Raw genomic sequence first — 1,365 nt, 5'->3', positions numbered from 1 at the left:
TGAACCGCACTGGGTCTGGTGGAGGCTCTGGTCATTTGATTTCAACCAGGGCCTGGGTGCCCTGCTGGGTAGCGTAGAACCTCCCTTCGAACTCGGTGGGCGGGAGGTCGTCGAGGTAGCCGTGTAGCCGCTGGTGGTTGTGCCAGTGGACCCAGCCGAGGGTGGCGAGTTCGACGTCCTCGACGGTGCGCCACGGCCCTGGACGTGCCGGGCCACGGATGAGTTCGGCCTTGTAGTAGCCGTTCACCGTCTCGGCCAGGGCATTGTCATACGAATCCCCGACGGTCCCGATCGAGGGGACCGCGCCGATCTCAGCGAGCCGCTCGCCGTAGCGCAGGCTCGTGAATTGACTGCCCGCATCGCTGTGACACCGCAGGCCCTCAAGCTGGGTCCCGCGGGACCAGCGGGCCATCTCGATCGCGTCGAGCACCATCTCGGTGCGCATGTGGCTCGCGACTTGCCACCCCACGATCATCCGGCTGAAGGCGTCGACAATGAAGCACACGTAGGCGATCCCGGCGAACGTCGGCACGAACGTCAGATCGGTGACCCAAAGTTCGTTCGGCCTGGTCGCGGTGAAGTTCCGCTTCACCAGGTCCGGATGCCGTGCGGCGGTGTTGTCACGCTTGGTCGTCCGCACCCGCTTCGTGCGCACGACGCCTTCGATGCCCTCGGCGCGCATCAGCCGAGCGGTCTGGTCGCGGCCGACATCGTGACCGGCACGCCTCGCGGCCTTCCACAGCTTCCGCGCGCCGTAGACCCGGTAGTTGGCCTCCCACAGTGCACGCAGCGCCGGCCGCAGCTCGGCGTCGCGCTGCGCGCGTGCTGACGGCTCGCGGGACCGGGCGGCGTAGTAGGTGCTCGGAGCCACCTGCAGCCCCGCCTTGGACAGTGTGGCGCAGATGGACTCGACTCCGAACTTCTTGCCCTCGACGATCTCGTCGCGGTTGGCGTCGATGAACGCGACTACTTCTTGTGTTGGCGGTCGAGTTCCGCCCCGAAGAAAGATGCCGCTCGCTTGAGAATCTCGTTGGCTCGTTTGAGCTCGCGGTTCTCCTGCTCCAGTTCGCGGATCCGCCTTGCCTCCGCAGTGCTCACCCCAGGCGCGTGGCCCTCGTCGATGTCGGCCTGCTTGACCCACTGACGCACCGACTCGACTCCGTAGCCCAACTGGGACGCGACCCGCTGGACCGTCCCGTGCTCGGTCCCCAACTCTGCGCGCAGCGTGCGGACCATCCGGACCGCCGCCACCTTCTCCTCCGGGCTGTAGCGCCGCGTCTGCGGCTTCCCGGGAACCTGTTCCTTCGGCATGTACTCATCCTCGTTTCCAAGGTCACGAGCCTCCAAAGAACCCAGTGCGGTTCA

Annotated in this window: 1 protein-coding gene; it reads right to left on the bottom strand. The window is 66.4% G+C overall.

What is annotated here, in order from left to right; genetic code table 11:
• Positions 1–31: 31 nt before the first annotated feature.
• Positions 32–1,311 (bottom strand): IS3 family transposase gene (locus tag ACSEEN_RS21370; protein WP_435948578.1). Its coding sequence is split into 2 segments (ribosomal slippage): positions 32–1,008 and positions 1,008–1,311, totalling 1,281 coding nucleotides; the frame shifts between segments, so codons are not numbered across the junction.
• Positions 1,312–1,365: the final 54 nt, after the last annotated feature.

The organism is Gordonia marina, from assembly GCF_052036135.1.
GTDB lineage: Bacteria > Actinomycetota > Actinomycetes > Mycobacteriales > Mycobacteriaceae > Gordonia.
The sequence above is the reverse complement of the archived record's forward strand: the minus strand, read 5'-3'. Positions and strand labels throughout refer to the sequence as shown.